At 47.5% G+C, this 17,276-nt stretch carries 21 protein-coding genes; 6 read left to right on the forward strand and 15 right to left on the reverse strand.

The annotated features are described in order from the left end of the window. Nucleotides 1–102: 102 nt before the first annotated feature. Entirely contained in the window at nt 103–915 is an 813-nt protein-coding gene (locus tag DVG79_RS08290) for an SDR family NAD(P)-dependent oxidoreductase (protein WP_114596296.1), read from the forward strand. 62 nt (nt 916–977) lie between these two features. Here DVG79_RS08290 and DVG79_RS08295 read toward each other — a convergent pair whose 3' ends face one another. The 7 genes from DVG79_RS08295 to rnz are packed head-to-tail and all read right to left on the reverse strand — an operon-like array spanning nt 978 to nt 5,766. Continuing rightward, nucleotides 978–1,352 (reverse strand): hypothetical protein, encoded by a 375-nt coding sequence (locus tag DVG79_RS08295; protein WP_114596297.1) that lies wholly within the window; start codon nt 1,350–1,352, stop codon nt 978–980. A 32-nt stretch (nt 1,353–1,384) separates the two neighbouring features. Beyond that, nucleotides 1,385–1,951: an ECF transporter S component gene (locus DVG79_RS08300; RefSeq protein WP_114596298.1), complete on the reverse strand. Its 567-nt coding sequence runs from the start codon at nt 1,949–1,951 to the stop codon at nt 1,385–1,387. Next, entirely contained in the window at nt 1,942–2,907 is a 966-nt protein-coding gene (locus DVG79_RS08305; RefSeq protein ID WP_114596299.1) for an ATP-binding cassette domain-containing protein, read from the reverse strand. Before DVG79_RS08305 ends, DVG79_RS08300 begins: the two co-directional genes overlap by 10 nt. After that, on the reverse strand, nt 2,870–3,568 hold the full coding sequence (locus DVG79_RS08310) for a hypothetical protein (protein WP_114596300.1): 699 nt from the start codon (nt 3,566–3,568) through the stop codon (nt 2,870–2,872). The genes DVG79_RS08305 and DVG79_RS08310 overlap by 38 nt, the downstream gene beginning before the upstream one ends. Beyond that, the gene (locus DVG79_RS08315; protein ID WP_114596301.1) at nt 3,546–3,962 is read right to left on the reverse strand and encodes a DUF4430 domain-containing protein; all 417 of its coding nucleotides are present in this window, start codon (nt 3,960–3,962) and stop codon (nt 3,546–3,548) included. Before DVG79_RS08315 ends, DVG79_RS08310 begins: the two co-directional genes overlap by 23 nt. Then, nucleotides 3,959–4,855, reverse strand: a complete 897-nt coding sequence (locus DVG79_RS08320; RefSeq protein ID WP_114596302.1) for a hypothetical protein — start codon at nt 4,853–4,855, stop codon at nt 3,959–3,961. Before DVG79_RS08320 ends, DVG79_RS08315 begins: the two co-directional genes overlap by 4 nt. 5 nt (nt 4,856–4,860) lie before the next feature. Next, on the reverse strand, nt 4,861–5,766 hold the full coding sequence (rnz, locus tag DVG79_RS08325) for a ribonuclease Z (protein ID WP_114596303.1): 906 nt from the start codon (nt 5,764–5,766) through the stop codon (nt 4,861–4,863). A gap of 107 nt (nt 5,767–5,873) precedes the next feature. Here rnz and DVG79_RS08330 point away from each other — a divergent pair, with 107 nt between their 5' ends. Continuing rightward, on the forward strand, nt 5,874–6,053 hold the full coding sequence (locus DVG79_RS08330; RefSeq protein WP_114596304.1) for a hypothetical protein: 180 nt from the start codon (nt 5,874–5,876) through the stop codon (nt 6,051–6,053). A gap of 57 nt (nt 6,054–6,110) precedes the next feature. Here DVG79_RS08330 and DVG79_RS08335 read toward each other — a convergent pair whose 3' ends face one another. Together DVG79_RS08335 and DVG79_RS08340 are read right to left on the reverse strand one after the other, a co-directional pair. Continuing rightward, nucleotides 6,111–7,235: a M20/M25/M40 family metallo-hydrolase gene (locus tag DVG79_RS08335; protein WP_114596305.1), complete on the reverse strand. Its 1,125-nt coding sequence runs from the start codon at nt 7,233–7,235 to the stop codon at nt 6,111–6,113. A gap of 228 nt (nt 7,236–7,463) precedes the next feature. Then, complete coding sequence (locus DVG79_RS08340; RefSeq protein WP_114596306.1) at nt 7,464–8,417, reverse strand: aromatic acid exporter family protein; 954 nt, start codon at nt 8,415–8,417, stop codon at nt 7,464–7,466. Between the two features lie 78 nt (nt 8,418–8,495). On the opposite strand from DVG79_RS08340, the gene DVG79_RS08345 reads away from it, so the two are divergent. The 4 genes from DVG79_RS08345 (at nt 8,496) to DVG79_RS08360 (ending at nt 12,291) form a co-directional block, all read left to right on the forward strand. Next, nucleotides 8,496–9,581 (forward strand): N-acetylglucosaminidase, encoded by a 1,086-nt coding sequence (locus tag DVG79_RS08345; protein ID WP_114596307.1) that lies wholly within the window; start codon nt 8,496–8,498, stop codon nt 9,579–9,581. Between the two features lie 56 nt (nt 9,582–9,637). Then, nucleotides 9,638–10,573: a manganese-dependent inorganic pyrophosphatase gene (locus tag DVG79_RS08350; protein WP_114596308.1), complete on the forward strand. Its 936-nt coding sequence runs from the start codon at nt 9,638–9,640 to the stop codon at nt 10,571–10,573. Nucleotides 10,574–10,661: 88 nt separating this feature from the next. Next, nucleotides 10,662–11,426: a 2,4-dienoyl-CoA reductase gene (gene fadH, locus DVG79_RS08355; protein ID WP_114596309.1), complete on the forward strand. Its 765-nt coding sequence runs from the start codon at nt 10,662–10,664 to the stop codon at nt 11,424–11,426. A 151-nt stretch (nt 11,427–11,577) separates the two neighbouring features. Further along, nucleotides 11,578–12,291, forward strand: a complete 714-nt coding sequence (locus DVG79_RS08360) for a ZIP family metal transporter (protein WP_114596310.1) — start codon at nt 11,578–11,580, stop codon at nt 12,289–12,291. A gap of 50 nt (nt 12,292–12,341) precedes the next feature. Here DVG79_RS08360 and DVG79_RS08365 read toward each other — a convergent pair whose 3' ends face one another. The 6 genes from DVG79_RS08365 to DVG79_RS08390 all read right to left on the reverse strand — a co-directional run bounded on the left by DVG79_RS08365 (nt 12,342) and on the right by DVG79_RS08390 (nt 17,159). Then, entirely contained in the window at nt 12,342–12,944 is a 603-nt protein-coding gene (locus DVG79_RS08365; RefSeq protein ID WP_114596311.1) for an HD domain-containing protein, read from the reverse strand. Nucleotides 12,945–13,000: 56 nt separating this feature from the next. Next, the gene (locus DVG79_RS08370; protein WP_041261856.1) at nt 13,001–13,723 is read right to left on the reverse strand and encodes an amino acid ABC transporter ATP-binding protein; all 723 of its coding nucleotides are present in this window, start codon (nt 13,721–13,723) and stop codon (nt 13,001–13,003) included. Between the two features lie 13 nt (nt 13,724–13,736). Further along, entirely contained in the window at nt 13,737–14,393 is a 657-nt protein-coding gene (locus DVG79_RS08375) for an amino acid ABC transporter permease (RefSeq protein WP_114596312.1), read from the reverse strand. Nucleotides 14,394–14,453: 60 nt separating this feature from the next. Next, nucleotides 14,454–15,230, reverse strand: coding sequence for a transporter substrate-binding domain-containing protein (locus tag DVG79_RS08380; protein WP_114596313.1), 777 nt, complete (start codon nt 15,228–15,230; stop codon nt 14,454–14,456). A gap of 284 nt (nt 15,231–15,514) precedes the next feature. Beyond that, the gene (locus tag DVG79_RS08385; protein WP_114596314.1) at nt 15,515–15,940 is read right to left on the reverse strand and encodes a BrxA/BrxB family bacilliredoxin; all 426 of its coding nucleotides are present in this window, start codon (nt 15,938–15,940) and stop codon (nt 15,515–15,517) included. 34 nt (nt 15,941–15,974) lie between these two features. Then, a complete protein-coding gene (locus tag DVG79_RS08390; protein WP_114596315.1) occupies nt 15,975–17,159 on the reverse strand; it encodes a class I SAM-dependent methyltransferase in 1,185 nt (394 codons plus the stop codon). Nucleotides 17,160–17,276 lie beyond the last annotated feature (117 nt).

Below are 17,276 nucleotides of genomic sequence, written 5' to 3' on the forward strand. Positions count from 1 at the left end.
GGCGGACTTCTAAAAGGAGATGCTTATCGAGCAGGAATCAAGGGAACAATAGGGAATGATAAGATTAGAGAATGAGTCATCAATTGAATGGAGGAGTATGAGATGTTACGAAAAACTGCTTTGATTACAGGTGCTTCCGGTGGAATCGGTCTTGACTTGGCCGTATTGGCGGCACGCGACGGGTTTGATTGTGTATTGATCGCCCGCAACGAAAAGAAACTGACCGAGCTGAAACATGTTCTTGAAAAACGTTACCAAATCAAGGCGTACACATTCGCTGTCGATCTCTCACAAGCAGACAGCGTCTCCCGTGTTCTCAGTTTCCTCGAGGAACATGAACTGACGGTTGATTTATTGTTCAACAATGCCGGTTTTGCGACATCAGGCCGTTTCGCGGAAATCGATCCGTCAGAAGATTTAAATTCGATTCACGTCAACGTCGTCGCCTTGACGGAACTGACAAAACGTTTGGTACCGGGCATGCTTGATCGCGGATTCGGCCGTATCCTGAACGTTGCCTCTGTTGCCGCCTTCATGCCGGGACCGTACATGAGCGTCTACTATGCCACTAAAGCGTATGTCTTATCGTTGTCCGAAGCACTCGCGTCCGAGCTCGACGGTTCAGGTGTCACGGTCACCTGCCTTTGCCCGGGACCAACGGATACGAACTTCTTTGATCGTGCCCAAATCACATTACCTTTTAAAAGCATGCCGTCTCACCTCGTCGCCTTTGCCGGATACCGGGGAACGTTAAAAGGAAAACGTGTCGTCGTACCGGGAGCAAGTAACCGCGCCATGGTGACGTTCGCTAAACTGTTGCCCCGCCGTCTCTTAACGGAAGTGACTGGACGTATTCAAAATCCGGATCAACAACAACAAGAGACACCGGTCGAAGAATTCGCTGTTTCCAACTAATCCGAACATAGAAAAGACGTTCATCCTTTCCTTCCCGGAAAGCGATGGACGTCTTGTTTCGTTTAGTTTGGTTTTGGACGATGAAAATGGTCCGTCATCCATTTTTGAACGTTTTTCGGAATGGAGGTATAACGGTACACGTACCGAAGCGTAACAGCGCCCGTCACCATGACGAGGTAACCGCTCGACAGGACTAACAACCAGGCGACGATTGACAGGAACAATTCTTTCTCAAAAAAGAGATGTCCGACCAGTCCGCCTTCGACGGAAGTAATCAGCATCGCTCCGGGGAAAATAGCTGCTGCCAGTAAATAAAATCCTGCATAACGCCCCCGAACCGTTCCCTTCAACAATAAGATACTTCCAAATGCCAGACCCAAACCTGCAATAAGTAACAACCCGACGAGATACGTTATGGACAGCGACGAACTAAGCATCACGCTTCACTCCAATCGAATGGGATTACTTATCATGTACCCTCATTTCCATCAAACGAGTGCAAAATCCGCAAAAAAATCGGATACAACAACCAGATGAAGACGGCATTTGAAACACCGTGTACTAAATCAAACAGACCTCCCGTCAAGAGCAATGTCCAAAACGCTTCTCGCGAAAAATCGGTAAAGATCAGAAAACCTAAATTGCTGATCCAGCCATAAAAAAAACCTGATGCCAGTCCATAAATCGTTAAGACCCATCTCGTTCGCATACCCGGTAAGACACAGAGGAGACTGATGACCATGTACGCCACGATTTGAAATAACACAAAGGGACCGCTCCCCAAAAATAAACTCGTCAAGACGACAACGAGCATCCCGACGATTGTTCCGGAAATCGGTCCTATACAGGCTGCAACCAAGAGAATCAGTGCAGTTGCCGGCTGGACATTCGGAATACTTGCAAAAATCAGCCTTCCGACAATCGCCGCTGCCGAAACCAGTGCGATGAACCGAAGCATCGACTCTGAAATCGGACGTTTCTCGAAACAAAGAACAATTAAACTGATGAGGAGGACTGCTGCGCCGATCAGTTCCATTCGTACAACCTGCTTTGCTCGATGAACAGCGACGCCGGACCATCAAAGGCAATCTCTCCCTGGACAAGATACACGACACGGGTCGCACAAAAAATCAGGTCAGGATCGTGTGTAGCAAGAAGAATCAACTTGTCCGGATGATTTAGCATGGTTTGAATAAAATCAGACCGTTGCTGATTGGTTAACCCCGCCGTCGGTTCATCAAAATAACAGGCTTCTTCCGTCCAGGCAAGCCGTTCCATCAACTGTTGTTTTTGCTCGGAAAAAGTAGCGCCCGGTTTGTCGAGGACAGGTGCCAAAGCCGGATGTGCCGGAACATAACATTTTCCCCCGGTCCGCTTGACCTTTCCGTATAGCGGACGGTCAACACCGAGTAACAGACGTAACAAAGTTGATTTCCCACTTCCGTTGGCCCCAATCAAGGCTACCCGTTCCCCTAACCGAAACGACATCTGTTCGACCAGCAACGCGTATTTTGACTGCAACGGATAGCGGTGCCGGATGCGTGACATCTCGTCGATGACCCTTCCTTTGACCGGTTCCGTTCCGCTCTCCTGCTTTAGTCGTTGCTGGTGTACCATGGAATAAGTGATGTGACAGGAAAAACGGCGTTCGATTTCCTCAAATAACAGCATCAAGCGGTTTTTACGGACTTGATCTAAAAATAAAAATGGTTCCGCCAAGAAAATCCGTTCCGGTAAACCAGACAATGTATGGCCAAGCGAAACAAGTTGCTGTTCCCCCGATGACAGTTCACTTGTCTCCCGGTCAAAAAAAGCTTCTAAGCCAAGTAATGTCGCCAGTTCACCTGCGACAAATAAACTGGTTGTCGCCAACATATCGCGGACACGCCCATGCAACAGTCGGTCCGGATGAATCACTTCGGCTCCAGCTGCCCGAGCCAGTTGTTCCAACCGTTCAAGTGAACTTTCTTCGTCGGTAATGATGGTAGGCATCCCGTATCCCTCCTTTTGAGAACATCACTAATCCGGGTAACATTAACGCTGATACGACCGCAACAGGAGACCACAATGCGATGTACATGCCTGCAATCACAAGTCCAATCAACAGATCAGAACGTGTCAAACGCCGTAACGGACTTGGGACTGCTTCAACAGGTAACAGATGATACAACGCAACCCGTTCCATCTTTTCTGCCACTGGTTGTTTGGCATGGCTCATCTTCACTTCCGGCCATGTACGGAGCAATGAGGGGATAATAGCCAGGACCATCCCCGTTAAGCGCGTCAGTCGCGGTAACATCCGGAATAAAGGACCCATTTGCTCGAGCCGGACCAAGGTGAACGTCAGTTGACTCGAGGTCACGAATAAGGCAACCGTCAGACCGGTCAGCCAAATTCCGTATGAGTCTACGGACGCACCGATGAGCAGAGGAGCATACATCATTCCGATATAAATCAGAGGGAGTGTCAGATAACGCAGGACGTCCCATTGCCGAATCCATGTAAAAAACAACAAATGTCCGGTCAAAACAAACAGGATGCTGACATGCGTCTGCAAAAAGAACGGGACCGATAACATTGCCACTACAAAAAGAGCGACATTCAGTGGATGAAGTCGCTCCCGTTCCGCCTTACTGAAAATAAGCCATTGCATCTTTTTCGAATCGCCATTCCAGACGGTCACCGTCTTTTAGTTCGTACGCTCCTGCCCCGACTTGTGCCGGTTTATCATTGACGCCAAATACCCAGCCGCTGCTGGCTCCGGCTGATTTTTCACGGATGCCGTCAACAGCCGTCACGTATGCCATTTCACCCTTACCGGTTTTGACGACCGGAAGATCCGTTTCTTCTAGCGCATCAAGCGCCGTTTCCGATTTGCTCAAGCACATCTCTTTTTCGAATAATGTCGTCGTTTTTTTCTTTGCATGATTGACGACCGAAACGTCTACGGAGCGGTCACATGCTTTTGAATCCGCCGTCGGATCCGCCGGTTTTTCCGTACATCCTGCAAGCAACAAGATTCCACTCATCAGCATCCATTTTTTCATCGTACGACTCCTTTGCGTCTTGAGGTCTCAAAACTGTAATTGTATAAAAGTATCGTTTTCTCCCGTAACGATTGCCCGTCGGAACGAAGATACGTCAATCGAATCGCGTTTGCCAACACATCTTCTCCGGTATTCACATACGGAATCAATTCACCTTGATCGTTAATCAATAGAACCGTAGCATCCTGTAAGCTGAACGTTTCATACAAACCATCCAAATCCATCTCGACGTACGGTGTCTTCGATTCATGAAGAATCTGCTTGATGGATAAAGTCTTCAACGTTCGAAACGAGGTCGAGGCATCAATCAATTTTTGATAGTACGACTCGAGCGAACGGGTCAGTACTTCTTCCCGGGGACGGTATGTCAATGTGCCCGTCACTTCTTGATAGGTCACTTCGTACCGGATGAACCGCTTCGGACTTTTCGCGATCAACTCAAATGTCGCATTCCGCAGGTTGCCTCCTTGGTCAAACAACAATTGACTTTGTTCCAGTCGCAGCGAGTCGTCTCCGATCCGCCGGTCAATGTGCGTCATCAGTGTGTCAAAAGATTCATCTGTAATCGTGACCTGTCCCATTTGTTGTGTCTCTTCCCGAAGCGTAAACGTATCGAACGGTCCCAGGATGAGCTGAAGCAGGAAAAAAAGAAATCCGAATAAGGCCATATAGCGTTTGTATCGTGAATTTTTTTTCGGGTGCAGGACAATCAAAAATAAGATAATTCCCAGCGGCAACTGAATATCATAGACAGGGAACGATACCGCTCCTAAACAGGCATAAAAAACAAATTTCAAATAAAGATATTGTTCTTTTTCGGTCCGTTTTTCTAAAAAGAAACCAAGAATGATACTTGCTAACAGGAACAGTGACCATTGGATGAGAAAGTCCATATTGTTTACCCCTTAATCACGACAGATTGATGATCCGTCATGAGGTATGACTCTTCAAATACTTCCCGCGCCTCCACTTCCAACCGTTGTTCCTGATCGACATACCGCGCAGAAATATGCGTCAACAACAGTTTTTTTGCCTGTGCTTTCAAGGCGATCTCTGCAGCCTGTCTTGCTGTCGAATGACCAAAGCGTCCTGCATGATCTTGTTCGGAATCAGCAAAAGTCGCCTCATGGACAAGGACATCTACTTCTTGCGCCAGACGTATACTCCCGTCACACGGCACTGTATCTCCTAACACCGCCAACTTGATGCCAGGCTTTGGTTCTCCGAGAAAATCAATCGACCGGTATTCGATTCCCTCAAACCTAAACGTTTCTTCTTGTTTGATTTGTCGATAGAGTGGTCCTGAAGGAATACCCAGCTGTTTCAATGCTTCGACGCGTAAGGCACCCTTTTCTTCCTGGCCTTCAATCCGGTAACCATAAGCCAAAAAGCGGTGTTCCAATGCTTCGACGTGAATTTGAAACCCTTCCTGCTCGTATGTCTGACCCGCTTCGACCTCAATGATATCAAGCGGATAACGTAAGTACGTACCCGTGATACGCAGTGTCGCATCAAGCCATTCTTTGATTCCTTTCGGACCGAAAATCGTTAATAACGTCGTTCCTTCCAGTGCAGCCCGCGTACTGATGAAGCCGGGAAGACCAAAAATATGATCACCATGCAAATGTGTGATGAAAATTGTACTGACCTTCCGTGGTTTAATCGGACTATGCAACATTTGGTGTTGTGTTGCTTCCCCGCAATCAAACAGCCACGTCATTTTCGGATGCAAAAGCGCGATCGAAGAAACATTTCGTTGTTTTGACGGCATACCTGCACCGGTCCCTAAAAAATAAAATTCCATCTTTTTCCCCTTTTCGTAAAATTAGCATTTTTTATACATAAAATACACCTTTCTCAGTCCGAAGCATGCTAAGATGGGCATATACTGATTCGAAAGGTGGTTTTTCCATGACCAAAATCGAACGGACTTATGCACGTGTCGTACAAGCCGCTCGCTTGTTGAACGAGAACTATCGGCAACAGTACGGAAGATCAATTCAACTTCAAGAAATCGCAACGACCTTACTATGTACCGAAGAGCTCATTCTCGAGTCCATGGAATTTTTCGAACGTCCTCAATTAACTTAATCGTAAACGAACAAAGAGTGTACCGCAATGTCGCGGTACACTCTTTTTAGTCTGTCATCATTTATTTGTGATGTAATCGACTAACGTTACGCATAATTCTGCCGTTTTAACAAGTTCTTCAATCGGCATTTTTTCATTTGTCGTATGAATATCTTCATAACCGACAGCCAGGTTGACGGTTGGGATACCGAAACCGGCAATCACGTTTGCATCTGATCCCCCACCAGAATGCAGGAGACGTGGTGTCCGACCGAGTTGTGTAATCGCGGCTTTTGCCACTTCGACGACTTGATCGCCGTCTTCGAATTTGAAACCAGGATACATGACTTTGACTTCGACTTCGGCACGTCCTCCGAATTCAGCAGCAACGTCTTCGAACGCCGCTTTCATCTTCGCCGTTTGGGCTTCCATTTTCGGTGCAACGAGTGAGCGTGCTTCCGCAAAGATTTCGACGTAGTCACAGACGATATTGGTCGATGGTCCACCACCGCTGAAGCGTCCGATATTCGCCGTCGTCTCTTCATCGATCCGGCCGAGCGGCATTTTAGCGATTGCTTTTGCTGCAATCGTGATGGCCGAGATTCCTTTTTCAGGTGCTACACCGGCATGCGCTGTTTTGCCGTAAATTTTTGCATTTACTTTTGCTTGGGTTGGCGCAGCCGTAATGATATCGCCGACTTTACCGTCTGAATCCAAAGCAAAACCGTAGTCTGCATCAATCTTCGATGGATCCAAAACCATCGCCCCCACCAAACCGGACTCTTCGCCGACCGTGATGACGAATTGAATTTTCCCGTGCGGTTGATTCGTTTCGTTTAAGACATGGACCAATTCGATTAATGAAGCGAGTCCCGCTTTATCATCTGCCCCAAGAATCGTTGTTCCATCGGTCTTGACATATCCATCTTCGATGATCGGTTTGATTCCTTGTCCCGGAAAAACAGTATCCATATGGGAAGTGAAATAAATTTTATCGACTCCGTCTTTTGTTGCCGGAAGCGTGATGATCAAGTTGTTTCCTTTATGTTCGGTTTTGGATGAAGCGTCATCTTCGAATACGTCACACCCGAGTGCCGTAAACGTTTCTTTTAAGTGGGCACAGATTTGTGCTTCCTCTTTTGATTCCGAGTCAATCTGGACCAATTCTAAAAAGGTATCGAGTACACGTTGCTTATTCACCATGTTACATTCCTCCTCATTTTTTCAGTTCGACTAGCGCTTTTTTAGTATACCATCTATAGGCAGATTTGCACTTCGCAAGCGTTGTTTGTACAATGGCTATAATCAATCGTTCTAGGAAAGGAGTCGTTTTATTATGGCAAAACCATCAAAACAACAACGGATCATCAAATGGACCACGATTACGATCTTGGCAATTTTCTTACTCGGTACTTTTGCGTCGACGATGTTCTACCTCTTCTGATCGACGAATCGTTGTTTCAGTTTCAAATACTGTTCCGCTTCCTGCAACATGTGCAGTAGTGCGGACCGGACTTCGAACTCATCGCGTGTCTTCGGTAACGGTGACTCGCGAAAATCTTCGAGTAGACGTTTGAGTTCCATCAAAAATAACGTCGCGTCGGCATCGGGGCGGACATTGTCACCAATCGTCCGGAACAGGTCGGCGACTTTTTTGCCTTCGTCTACGACGAGAACCAAATCATCCACGTTACGGACGATTCCATTCAACAGTTCAAATTGTTGTTCCCGCATTCGGAAATAGCGATAGTCTTCATCATCATTTCGCCGACCGATGGCATTCCCCATCCGTTTCAAGGAAGCATCCTTCCCCTCTTTCAACAGCCGTTCCGTCTCATGTAGCGTCAACGAATGCCGGTTGATCCGCCCCGTCTCGATCGCTGCGGCCACTTCGAAGAACAAGGCGGCAATCCGTTGATCGATTTGCAGTCGCCGCTCGGCAATCGTCCGGTCGAGACTCGGCATGTACATATTAACGAGTAATCCGACCCCGACCCCAATCAGCAACAAATACAATTCGTTTAAAAAGATGCTCAGGTTCAATTGGCGTGCGACATACAGATGGGTCAGGATGACGACACTTGTGATAAAACCGTCCTGTAGGCGGAGGCGTTGTGTCAGTGGAAGAAATATAATGAAATAGAGTGCAATGGAAATCGGACGGTATCCGATGACTTCGAAGATGACGAAACCAAGTCCAATCGCGAGGACCGACGCCATAATCCGTTCATAAGACGAACGGAATGATTTTTTTCTTGTCGCCTGAATGCTCAAAATAGCGATGATGGCTGCAAAAACGTAGTAATCCAGTTGCATCGTTTCCGCAATCCACATCGCCAGTGCCGCTGCGACAGCGGTCTTTAACGTTCGATATCCGATAAACACAGACTTCCCCCCATTCTTTGTTAGGTTACCTATTCTTTACCCAGGTTGTCGATTGATTTTTTTGAAGGACGTGATTTTTTGACCAAACGTACGATTCGCCCCACTCGCCCGGTCCGTCGAACGGGCTCCTTCAAGGGGCTTGTCTTTTTTTTCTTACTCGGTTGCGGATTGTTCCTGTTGTTACGGGACAAACCCCAGACCATTCTTCCTCCGGCTTCCCCATACGTCGCGGAGCTCTACCGGGACGGGAAAGTCATCCGGGAAGAAGAATTCGATTCCGTCACCGAAGCGAAAGCATTTATCAATGGACGCCGTGGCGCCATCAAACGGACGTCCGATGAACGGTATCTCTATTTGACCGGAAGCGGGATTGGAATCGTCAATTCCAATCAGACCTTAAATATTTATTCGGACCGGGCGTTGAAAAAACGACATACGTATGTCGCGCCCGGCAGTCGACTTGCTTTACTTGCCTATACGGATTCGGTCAGCCGGGTCGAGATTGCCGGTCTGACCGGTTATGTCGCTTCGGACCGGTTGACTCTTTATCCACTCGAACAATCCAGTAACCGGTCCTATTATGAAAAACGTGGCGCGCGTCTCTTGCATTATATCGTCGCCGATGCCGGTCTCGGCGGTTTAATTACGGCCGGTGAAGCGCCGGCATCGTTAGACGACCGAACGATGCAGTATGTCGAGTCCAAAACGTTGACGCAGGATTTACGGAAACCGACCGCCCTGACAGCAAAGCAGCTCGATGCCTACATTCAAAAAAATGCACCCGACAGTCCTTTGATCGGTACGGGCAAGACGTTTAAGCAAGTCGAACGCACCTATCGAATCAATGCGGCTTATCTGCTCGCCCATGCGATTCATGAATCCGATTACGGACGGTCAGACATCGCAAAAGATAAATTTAATCTCTTTGGAGTCAATGCAACGGATATCGCTCCCGGTCAAAATGCGACGGCCTATACTTCCTTTGAAGACTCGATCCGTCAAACGGGTCGCTTCATCGCCCGTGACTATCTTTCTAAAGACGGGAAATATTACCGCGGTCCGTTTCTCGGAAACAAGGCACGCGGAATGAACGTTTTTTATGCCTCCGATCCGTACTGGAGCGAAAAAATCGCCGGAATCCTCTTGAAAATGAACGCCGTCTAAAACCGACTTATGGTACACTAATGGGCGAGACATCAATCATTTAGGAGTGAATACACATGGAAAAAGTTTTAGTATTTGGTCATAAAAATCCGGACACGGATACGATTGCATCGGCGATCGCCTATGCCGAATTAAAAAAAGAGCTCGGTGTTCATGCTGAAGCCGTTCGTCTTGGTGAAATTAACGGAGAAACACAATTTGCACTCGACTATTTCAAAGTCGCTCGTCCCCGCCTCGTGACAGAAGTATCAAAAGAAGCACAACACGTCATTCTCGTTGACCACAATGAACGTCAACAAAGTGCCGACGATATCGATGCCGTCAAAGTGACGGAAGTCATCGATCATCACCGGATTGCCAACTTCGAGACGTCTGATCCGCTTTATTACCGGGCAGAACCGGTTGGTTGTACGACGACCATCCTAAACAAAATGTACAAAGAACACGGTGTTGCGATCAAACCGGAAATCGCCGGTCTGATGTTGTCAGCCATCGTTTCCGACTCGTTACTGTTCAAGTCGCCGACATGTACGGAGCAAGACGTGTTAGCCGCACGTGAACTGGCGACGATTGCCGGTGTCGATGCCAACGTCTATGGTCTCGACATGTTAAAAGCAGGTGCTGATCTATCGAAGAAAACCGTCGATGAGCTGATCTCACTTGATGCAAAAGAATTCTCGATGGGACCATTCAAAGTCGAGATTGCCCAAGCAAACACGGTCGATACGGCAGAAGTCTTGCTTCGTCAAGCAGAGCTCGAAACGCGGATTGAAGCCCTGATTGCCGATAAAGATTTGGATTTATATATGTTACTCGTTACGGATATCCTGACGAACAACTCGGTCGCGCTCGTCCTCGGACCTGAAGCATCACTTGTCGAACGGGCCTTCGGACTTGAAGCGACGAACCATCTCCTTTATCTCGAAGGTGTCGTCTCACGTAAAAAACAAGTTGTTCCTGTCTTGACCAATACGGCAGCAGCCGTCGAATAATTTCTGTTCAAAAGAAGGAGTTTACTCCTTCTTTTTTGAATACTTATATTGAATGGCTATTCATTCAGTTTATAAGGGGGTTTTGGAAATGGCAAAAACAGTACTTGTCACAGGTGGTACGAGCGGAATGGGGAAAGCGATGGCGATCGCTTTAAAAGAGGCCGGATGGAATGTCGTCGTGACCGGTCGGAATGCCGAACGGTTGCAGCAAACCGATCAGGATTTACAAGCGATTGATGGAAACCACCGTGTCATACAAATGGACGTCCGGAATCCAGATGCCTGTATCGCTGCCGTCAATCAAACCCGGCAACAGTTTGGACAACTGGAAGCCCTCATCAACAATGCCGCCGGTAACTTCATCTGTCCGACGGACGAACTTTCGCCAAACGGCTGGAAAACGGTCATTGATATCGTCTTGAACGGGACATTCAACTGTTCCCATGCCCTCGTCAAAGGCTGGCAGGAAGACAACGTATCGGGCGGACAAATCTTGAATATCGTTGCCTCATACGCGTGGCAGGCAGGTGCCGGTGTCGCACCGAGTGCTGCGGCAAAAGCCGGTGTCCTGAATTTGACACGGACACTTGCTGTCGAATGGGGATACAAATACGGAGCCCGCATCAATGCAATCAGTCCCGGTCCGATTGAACGGACCGGCGGAGCCGATAAACTTGCCATGTCACCGGAACATGCGGAACGGATTCGACGGAACGTCCCGCTCGGACGATTCGGAACACCGGAAGAGATCGCCGGACTGGCAACCTGGATGTTATCTGATCAAGCGAGTTACTTAAATGGGGAATGTATCGCCCTCGACGGTGGACATTGGTTAAATAAACAACCGTTCTGATGCTTTTCTCAGTCTTCCGTCTCCACGACGGGAGACTTTTCAATTTTTTTCAGTCTCTTCCTTCTTATTTTTTTCATTTAGCTATGTTTATCAATCATTTTTTTAGGAAAATAGTAATACAGATAGTTGAATGCGTAAGGAGGATATAGAAATGGGAATCGCTTTTATGTGGGGGGCAATCGCCGGAGGAGCTGTCGTCATCGGTGCCTTGATCGGTTTGTTCATCCCTCTTAAACAACGGTTGATCGGGTATGTGATGTCGTTTGGAACGGGCATTTTAATCGGGGCGGCGACGTTTGAGTTATTGGATGAAGCCTTAAACAAATCCACGACGATGGTGGTCGGTGTGTCCTTTATCGTCGGTTCACTCGTGTTCACCGGTTTTGACATGTTCGTTTCCTCCCGTGGTGCCAGTAAACGAAAACGATCGTCCGGCGGTAACGAAGGTACAGGAACGGCCATCTTCTTCGGGACGATTCTGGATGCGATTCCCGAATCGATCATGATCGGTGCCAGTCTGTTATCCGGAAATGTCAGCGCCGCTCTTGTTGCAGCGATTTTCGTCAGTAACATCCCGGAAGGTCTCTCGAGTACGACCGGCTTACAAAAAGACGGCTTCTCGAAGAAAAAAATTCTTTTAATGTGGGGAATCGTCTGGTTGATTTCTGCACTTGCTTCCCTTGCCGGTTATTCGATTTTAGCGGAATTACCGGATATGCAGTTTGCGATAATCGGTGCCTTTGCAAGCGGCGGCATCATTGCCATGCTCGCCTCGACGATGATGCCGGAAGCCCATGAGGAGGGCGGTGCGATCGTCGGTCTGTTCGCTTCACTTGGTCTGATTACAGCAGTCATCTTAAGTTAACGAAACAGGGATCCGGTCCATTTTTGGAGCGGATCCCTGTTTCGTTCTAGTTACTGGCCTCCCCATTCCTGTTTGAACCGTTCGACGAATTCCAGCATGTACTGGTGGCGATCTTCAGCGATGTGTTTCGCCGTCTTCGTGTTCATCAACTCTTTTAAGCGGAATAATTTTTCATCGAAATGGTGTAAGGCACTCGTCTTTCCCGTCCGGTCACCCGGCTCGCGGGGAACGAGTCCCGGTACATACATCGGTTCCTCGAATTGACCGGCAAATTGAAATGTCCGGGCGATGCCGATGGCGCCAATCGCATCCAACCGGTCAGCATCCTGAACAATCTTCCCTTCAATCGTCTTCATCGGCGGACGGTTACCCCCTTTAAACGACAAGCTGTTGATGATGTCGAGGATATGCAGGCGGTCCTGTTCCGATACGAGTGGCCGCAGATGCTGATCGACGCTGTCACTCGTTCCGCCGAGCTTACTATCGGCTACATCGTGCAGTAGGGCGGCGAGTTCAATAATCTGAACATCGCCCCCTTCGATTTCGGCAATCCGCAACGCCATCGTCCGGACACGTTCGATGTGGGCAAAATCATGACCGGAAAAATCATTTGCATGGAATCTCTCGACAAATTGTTTGGTTTCTTCATACAACGTAACATCACCCTTTCAAAAAACGCCGACTCGTTGAATCGAGTCAGCGCTTTTCGTCATAACACTTTTTCTAAGAATTTTTTAGCGCGATCGGTTTTCGGATGATCAAACAGTTCAACCGGGCTGCCTTCTTCCATCAAAATCCCTTCATCGAGGAACAGGACGCGATCTGCAACTTCTTTTGCAAAGCCCATCTCGTGCGTAACGATGACCATTGTCATTCCGCTTTCCGCGAGTTGTTTCATGACGTCAAGCACTTCATTGACCATTTCCGGGTCAAGGGCTGATGTCGGTTCGTCAAACAGCATGACGTTCGGTTCCATCGCGAGCGCTCGGGCAATCGCGACCCGTTGTTTTTGACCGCCCGACAGCTGGTTCGGGAAGTTGTCCCGTTTTTCGGCCAAACCGACGCGTTCGAGCAGGACTTCCGCCCGTTTGACAGCTGCATCTTTCGAGAGACCAAGCACGTTAATCGGTGCATAAATCAAGTTATCGAGGACCGATTTATGCGGGAACAGATTAAACTGTTGGAACACCATGCCGATGTTTTGACGGGCCTTCGCGATATTGGCTTTCGGTTTCGTCAGTTCAAACCCATCGACGTTAATCGTGCCGCTTGTCGGCTGTTCCAACAAATTGATGCATCGTAAGAACGTTGATTTCCCGGATCCCGACGGACCGATGACGGCAACGACTTCTCCCCGCCCGACCGTCGTCGTAATGCCTTTTAAGACTTCTAATTTTCCGAACTGCTTATACAGATCAGTCACTTGAATCATAGGTTCCATCTGATTACCCACTCTTTCTCATAGCTTTTTCGACTTGTTGACCAATCAAGGACAATCCCATGACAAGTACGAAGTAAATGAATCCCGCAAACAACAGCGGCTCAAAATACAAGGCCTTTTCTCCTCCGACGACCTGCGCCCGGCGCATGACGTCAAGTACGCTGACCGTTGAGACCAATGCCGATTCTTTTGTTAATGTGATCAATTCATTCATGAGTGCCGGCAGGATGTTTTTGAACGCTTGCGGCAAGATGATTGATCGTAACTGTTTCATGTAAGGAATACCAAGGGCGTCTGCTGCTTCCCATTGTCCGCGGTCAACGGCTTGAATCCCGGCCCGGATGATTTCAGAGATATAGGCACCGGAGTTCAGAGAAAAGGCAATGACCGCCGATTGATAACCGGTCGTCACGTACCCTGTCAACTGCGGTAACCCAAAGTGAATGATCGCCAGTTGTAAAATGAGCGGCGTTCCGCGGAAAACTGCCGTATAGGCATGACCAATGAACCGAACGAATCCATTTTTCGTAATCTTCAGCGCTGCGACGACGATCCCGATTAACATACCGGCAATCGCGGCGACGATGACGACTTGAAATAGAACTGGAATTCCTTGCAGAATATATGGGATTGAATCTTGAATCTTTGTAAAGTCTATCATAACCAATCTCCTAACGTCGCACAAAAGGGATGAGGTTACCCCCACCCCTATGCACTACTCTTATTTTGCTTCTTTTTGGAACCATTCTTCCGCGAGTTTATCGATGTCGCCGTTGTCGATCATCTTCTTCAACTCTTTGTTGAAGTCGTCACGCATTTTGTCCCCTTTTTTGAAGGCGACGGCCGAACCGGTTGGCCCGTCTTCTTTGATTTCATACGTTTTTAATGCTTTGTCCTGATCCATGTACTTGACGGCCACTGCGTCTTCAATGATCAAGGCGTCGATCCGGCCCGTATTCAACTCCTGAATGATTTCCGGAATTTTATTTAATGAAACAGCTTCACTGTCTTTGTAACGGTCCTTCGCCAACGCTTCCTGGATCGATCCGAGTTGGACACCTAGCTTCTTGCCTTTTAATTCGTCATCTGACGTGATGGCTTTATCTTTCGTCATGACCAGGTTTTTAGACTGGAAATAAATATCCGTGAAGTCGGCGTTTTTCTTCCGCTCGTCGGTCGGCGTCATTCCTGCCATGACGAAATCAACACGTCCCGCACTGAGCGCTCCAAGCAGACTGCCGAACTCCATGTCCTCAATTTTCAAATCATATCCGAGATTTTTTGTGACTTCTTTGGCGATTGCCACATCAAATCCGACGATGTCATCACCTTTTGCTGTATCGATATACTCGAATGGGAAGTAATCCGCTGACGTTCCCATCGTCAATACTTTATCGTTCTTTTTTATCGTATCGCCTGTCGATTCCTCCGAAGCGCCACATGCTGCCATCGTGACTGCTAGAATGCCTGCCATTGCCGTTGCTGCTAATTTCTTCATCAATAAATTCCCCTTCCAACGCTCAATTGTCAGAACTTTAACAATAGTATGACTTATGTTTTTTTCTAATTCAATACTAAAAAGTTCGACCTGATTTATTGCTTTTAGAATATACGAATATTTATTCATTGTAAAGCATAAAAATATGAAAATAGTGCATAAAACCTGAATTTATTCGCTTTATTTGATCAACACCATTTTTGTTAACGCTTACATTTATTTTTGTTTTATTCCCGTGCAAACAAAAAAAGACCAACGTTTTCACGTTGGCCTCTTTTTCACTGTTACGCGTAGATTTCAATCAATGACTCTAACTTTTCGACGACTTCTTCTGCAGTAAACGATTCGATGTCAAACCGTTCGACCATCGAGAGGATGTTTCCATCTTGCATCAATGCGAATGATGGTGATGACGGTGGATATCCTTCGAAGTATTCACGCGCCCGGTCTGTTGCTTCCCGGTCTTGTCCTGCAAATACGGTCACGAAATGATCCGGTTTTACACCTTCCATCCGGTTGATATAAGCTGCAGCCGGACGCGCGATGCCACCGGCACATCCACAAACCGAATTGACGAGGACGAGCGTCAAACCGTCACGCTTCATTGCCTCATCGACGCTTTCGGCCGTCGTTAATTCTTCAAAACCAGCCGCAGCTGCTTCTTTACGTGCCGTTTGAACGACATCTTCAAAATACATTTGGAAATCCATTGTATTTATTTCCCCCTTTAAATCGTTGTCTTCTTTATTGTACGAGTTTCGGTGAAATCTGTCCAAGTCTGCCGCTCAATTCGTGTTCTAAATACGGTTTAGCGTGTAACAGGTCTCGGAAAGCGATATACCGGTCAATTTTTTCTTCCGTTGGCTGCTTCGGATTCTTGTAGGCCCGAATCAAGATGTTTTTCGGCGTATGTTCCAAATCGATGAACTCAAGCAATTGCGTATCGTATCCGACCAGTGTCAATAACTCTGCCCGGATGGAATCCGTCGCGAGTGAAGCAAACTTTTCTTGAATCAATCCATGTTGCAGCATGACGTCAAGCGGTGAACAATCCAATTGACGGTTCAATTCTTTCTGACAACACGGGACACTGAGAATGACTGATGCGTTCCAATCAACGGCACGGGCAAGTGCGACATCCGTCGCCACGTCACAAGCATGCAGCGTCACCATTAAATCAACTTCCGTATCCTGGTCGTAATCATGGACGTCCCCGACACGGAATGATAAATCGTCATACCCTAAGTCAGCAGCGATCACGGTGCAGTCCTCAATGACTTCTTTCTTAAGATCAAGACCGGTGACATTTAAATCAAAGCCCTTGACGACCTTCAGGTAATGATAAAGAGCAAACGTCAGATACGATTTACCGCACCCGAAATCCAAAATCCGTAACGTACGCCCTTGCGGCAACGCTGCAATGCTGTCTTCGACGAATTCAAGAAAACGATTGATTTGTTTAAACTTATCGTATTTTTGACGTTTGACCTGTCCGTCTTCCGTCATGACACCAAGACGGATCAAAAACGGGACCGGCACGCCGTCTTCGAGCAGATGACTTTTCTTTCGATTATGAGACAGTTCGGCCTTCACCGGTTCCTTGGCTGTCGTTTTCAGCGAAACTTTCATTTTCTTCGAAAGCTGGAACTGGACTTCTTCCGTCTCAAAACGGAATAAAAATTGACGAAATTCATTAAAATATTCGTCCATTCGTAAAATAAATTCTTCTATACTTAAGTTCTCATGCTTAATGATCCGTTCATGTTGAAACTCTAACTGGATTGCATACGTATCTTTAAGTAGAATCGGCTTTAACTTGATTCGACGAAGATCGTTTGATTTTTGGCGCGGACCGCTGATCGTCGCGTGGACGAGTGAAGCCGCCTCCAGTTTTTTAGTGAGCAGGTCTTTTAATTGGTGTAGTTCCACGTATCGTCCCGTCCTTTTTTGTTTGGTCTTTCGAAACTGTAGCAAATTCGTCCCCGTTCGACAAGCAAGTCAGCTTTATTTTCGGCTGTCATACTTAATTTAAAGGAGGAACACAAC

The sequence above is a fragment of the Exiguobacterium sp. RIT594 genome (assembly GCF_003339585.1).
In the GTDB taxonomy this organism is placed as follows: Bacteria; Bacillota; Bacilli; order Exiguobacteriales; family Exiguobacteriaceae; genus Exiguobacterium_A.

Excerpts from the sequence above, each read along its gene's own strand:
- DVG79_RS08310 (WP_114596300.1), bottom strand. The coding sequence starts at position 3,568 with ATGCAATGGCTTATTTTCAGTAAGGCGGAACGGGAGCGACTTCATCCA.
- DVG79_RS08330 (WP_114596304.1), top strand. The coding sequence starts at position 5,874 with ATGACCAAAATCGAACGGACTTATGCACGTGTCGTACAAGCCGCTCGC.
- rnz (WP_114596303.1), bottom strand. The coding sequence starts at position 5,766 with ATGGAATTTTATTTTTTAGGGACCGGTGCAGGTATGCCGTCAAAACAA.
- DVG79_RS08385 (WP_114596314.1), bottom strand. The coding sequence starts at position 15,940 with ATGGATTTCCAAATGTATTTTGAAGATGTCGTTCAAACGGCACGTAAA.
- DVG79_RS08360 (WP_114596310.1), top strand. The coding sequence starts at position 11,578 with ATGGGAATCGCTTTTATGTGGGGGGCAATCGCCGGAGGAGCTGTCGTC.
- DVG79_RS08350 (WP_114596308.1), top strand. The coding sequence starts at position 9,638 with ATGGAAAAAGTTTTAGTATTTGGTCATAAAAATCCGGACACGGATACG.
- DVG79_RS08315 (WP_114596301.1), bottom strand. The coding sequence starts at position 3,962 with ATGAAAAAATGGATGCTGATGAGTGGAATCTTGTTGCTTGCAGGATGT.
- DVG79_RS08335 (WP_114596305.1), bottom strand. The coding sequence starts at position 7,235 with ATGGTGAATAAGCAACGTGTACTCGATACCTTTTTAGAATTGGTCCAG.
- DVG79_RS08290 (WP_114596296.1), top strand. The coding sequence starts at position 103 with ATGTTACGAAAAACTGCTTTGATTACAGGTGCTTCCGGTGGAATCGGT.
- DVG79_RS08300 (WP_114596298.1), bottom strand. The coding sequence starts at position 1,951 with ATGGAACTGATCGGCGCAGCAGTCCTCCTCATCAGTTTAATTGTTCTT.
- DVG79_RS08370 (WP_041261856.1), bottom strand. The coding sequence starts at position 13,723 with ATGATTCAAGTGACTGATCTGTATAAGCAGTTCGGAAAATTAGAAGTC.
- DVG79_RS08375 (WP_114596312.1), bottom strand. The coding sequence starts at position 14,393 with ATGATAGACTTTACAAAGATTCAAGATTCAATCCCATATATTCTGCAA.
- DVG79_RS08305 (WP_114596299.1), bottom strand. The coding sequence starts at position 2,907 with ATGCCTACCATCATTACCGACGAAGAAAGTTCACTTGAACGGTTGGAA.
- DVG79_RS08295 (WP_114596297.1), bottom strand. The coding sequence starts at position 1,352 with ATGCTTAGTTCGTCGCTGTCCATAACGTATCTCGTCGGGTTGTTACTT.
- fadH (WP_114596309.1), top strand. The coding sequence starts at position 10,662 with ATGGCAAAAACAGTACTTGTCACAGGTGGTACGAGCGGAATGGGGAAA.
- DVG79_RS08320 (WP_114596302.1), bottom strand. The coding sequence starts at position 4,855 with ATGGACTTTCTCATCCAATGGTCACTGTTCCTGTTAGCAAGTATCATT.
- DVG79_RS08380 (WP_114596313.1), bottom strand. The coding sequence starts at position 15,230 with ATGAAGAAATTAGCAGCAACGGCAATGGCAGGCATTCTAGCAGTCACG.